Genomic DNA, 2,967 nt, shown 5'->3' with positions numbered 1-2,967 from the left:
CGAAACGCCTCACGCAGTTCCTTGATCGCCTCGTCACAGCCGGCAAGGGTTTGATACGTCGCCCGCCATCGGGTCGCCGGAACGGACAGCGGATGCTCAGGCTCCAGCGATTCGGCGTGCTCGAGCGTCGCCAACCAGGCTTTCGCCATCTCAGCATCAGCCGATTGTGGCTGTTGATAGGCGGGATGACTCAGCACATCGATCCAGGCAAGCGTGGCATCGATGGCGTCGGCACTCGGGGCTTCTCGCTGCAGCCGCTGAGCCAACGTGTCTCGAGGCCAATCGTCGACAAACTGCTCGATCGCTCGCCTGTAACGCTGGGCGTTTCCCACCGATCGCGTGATCGCCTGAACGAGCTTGTCGCGGTCGGTCTGTTTCTTTTCCTGCTGGGCGGACGCGGCGAGCATTTTGGCTGCCTGTTTGGCTGCCTCGCTCAATTCCGGATTGCCCAGTTGATGGTCGGCGGCAAACCGCCCCAATTCTTGTTGCAACTCAAAACGTCGTGCCGCCCGCGCGTCGTCATCAAGTTCCTCGGATTCGACACGAAGGAACCGCTCGACCTTGTCTTGCAAAGTCTCGAAAGCATGCGTTTGATCGTTCGCGCGAGCGGCTTCTCGTTGCAACCGTTGCTCTTCTGCTTTGGCAAGCATTTCGCTGGCGAACTGCCGCTCCTCATCGCTTCGCGCCAACGTGTTCAATCGTTTGACGTCTTCGGCATCGATGTCGGTCACAGAAGAGGATCGCATCTGATCGGCCAAACGTTTGAATTCAGCCTTGCGTTCGGCTTCGCGGGCGATCGCTTGGTCGACCATTTCACGGCCGCGGACGAACGCGGGTTCGGATCGCGTGTTCTCGTCGAGCTGATCGAGAAAGTCGGATGCTTCGTCCCAGGATTCCGCCGCAACCAATTTATCGAACTCGGCCTCGTGATCGACCAGCGTTCGCATGCGGTCCAGAGTGGTCAAGCCGAATGCGCCGACGACGGTCGCAAACAGGCACACCACACAGGCGACGGCGAACATCAGCCGACGCCGTTCCAACATGCGTTCGGCCTGGACGTACTCTTCGGCACGGTACCGCAACAGCGGCGAGAATGCCTCGCCCGACTGCTCGGCCGCCGATTCCGCCGCTGCCAAAGCTTCAGAAACCTCTTCGCGCGACGCACCGGTTTCCAGTGCACGTTGCAGACGATGAAGAACCGGGTCGACGTTTCGCTGAATCAAAAGGGCACCGCTGACTGGGAAGACAAGACCGACCGCAGCGCGATCACGCTGCGTTGGCTCACTGAATCTCGATGAGGTCCCGCTCCAAGCTTAATTCGCTGTTGGTCCGCCCGGTACTCCCTTCCAGCCGTTCGAGTAAAGCTTCCAGCTCTTTTCGCATTTGCCGAACCTCCGCATTGGTCACGCTCGAGCCGGTCGAGGCACCTTGGCCTTCGTCCTCCAGAACGGACTCGGGTGATTCCTCCGCTGATCCGCCGGCCGGATCTCCCCGCAGGCCGGCCAATTCGGTTTCCAAGTCAAAGTCTTTGCCCGGCGGCGGCATCAATCGCGCTGCGTCTAAGGCCTGCTCGAGCGCGGCTTGCGATTGTCCCCAACGACGGTTGGACTGAGCTTGCTCGAGCAATTCTTTGGCCGCATCGACCCGGCTCCGCCAATCCATCTCGCCCGACTCGTCTCGGAACGCCAATTCCTCCTCACGATCGGCGATCGCCTGGGCCTGGCGTTTTTGTGCCGATGCAGGAGACGAAGCCGGTGGCGGGAAACAGCCACAGCAAACCAACAGACAGCCAATCACAACGTACGTTCTCTTCATCACCGTCACCTATTCCAGATACGTTTCTTTCATTTCGGCCAGCAACGCTTCCAGCAGTTCCGTTTCGCCGATCATCCCATTGTGACGAAACACGATCTTACCGCCCGGCGCGACCAACACGGTGTGCGGCTCGGGCCCCTCCCACTGTGGATCCAATGCGGCGATCAGTGCATCAACATCCGGGTCGGCAAACAGATAATTGTTCGACGTTCGGCCTTCGGATTCCAGCGAGGGTTTCAATCGCGCCGGCAGTGCGGCTCGGTTTGCCGACAGAAAGGCGAGTACACGGTCGCGGTTTTTAGGCAGATCGGTGCTGATGGTGATCAGTTCAAATTTTCGCAATCCCATCCGCCGCGAAACACGCGTCAGCCCCGGAAACTCTTCGACGCATGGCGCACACGTCGTGGACCAGACATTGAACAATCGATACTTGTCGGTGTTGTTTTCGACCAACTTGGCCAGCCCCGCGGCATCGATCTCATCCAGCGTCACCTCCGCCGATTGCCAACGCGTCTCGTCCTCTTCCACGTTGACGATCTTTTCACGCCACTTCGTCGAACAGCCGAACGGTTTGGTCACCGGGACAGGCACGGGCTTGCCGTTTAAGAGCGCTAGAACGGCGTCTCGTGTTTCGCGCGACTTGACCGTCTCAGGGTCTGGATAGCGGGAATTGTCCAGACGCCCCTTGTAGCGCAACTTTCGGTCGGAATCAAAAACGAAAACATGGGGCGTTGCCAAACAGCCATAGCTCTTCGCCGTCGCTTGCGTGGCCCCGTCGTACAGATACGGAAACGTGAATCCATGTTCTTTCGCATACGGCGTCATGTCTTCGAAACTGTCATCGTACTTGGAATAGCCCAATTCATCGGGCCGAAGCCCGTCGCCGGAATTGGGATTGATCGCGACGACCCTCACGCCCCGGCCGTCGACTTCGCGAACCAATTCCATGAATCGCGGATCGTGGGCGTGGCAGACCGGACAATGGTTGGACGTGAAGTAAACGATCAACACCTTTCCGTCACGAAAATCGTTCAAGGTCCAATCACGCCCGTCGATCCCCGGCAATTTAAAGTCCGGTGCCGCATCGCCAATTTCCAGGGTTTGCAGTCCGGGTGGAAAATCGGCCCCGCCGGACAACGAGGGCACACAGCT

The 2,967-nt window shown here is 59.1% G+C and carries 3 protein-coding genes; all 3 read right to left on the bottom strand.

Translation table 11 applies throughout. From position 1 onward, the window contains the following. Positions 1-1,223 (bottom strand): hypothetical protein (locus ABX749_RS27970; protein WP_372898926.1); only part of this gene is annotated, 1,223 nt, incomplete at its 3' end. Positions 1,224-1,281: 58 nt separating this feature from the next. Continuing rightward, positions 1,282-1,815: a hypothetical protein gene (locus ABX749_RS27965; RefSeq protein ID WP_372898925.1), complete on the bottom strand. Its 534-nt coding sequence runs from the start codon at positions 1,813-1,815 to the stop codon at positions 1,282-1,284. Between the two features lie 9 nt (positions 1,816-1,824). Beyond that, the coding region (locus ABX749_RS27960) for a redoxin domain-containing protein (RefSeq protein WP_372898924.1) at positions 1,825-2,967 on the bottom strand (1,143 nt) is incomplete at its 5' end.

The organism is Stieleria sp. (assembly GCF_041595215.1).
In the GTDB taxonomy this organism is placed as follows: domain Bacteria; phylum Planctomycetota; class Planctomycetia; order Pirellulales; family Pirellulaceae; genus Stieleria; species Stieleria magnilauensis.
This window is presented reverse-complemented; position numbering and strand designations above follow the sequence as displayed.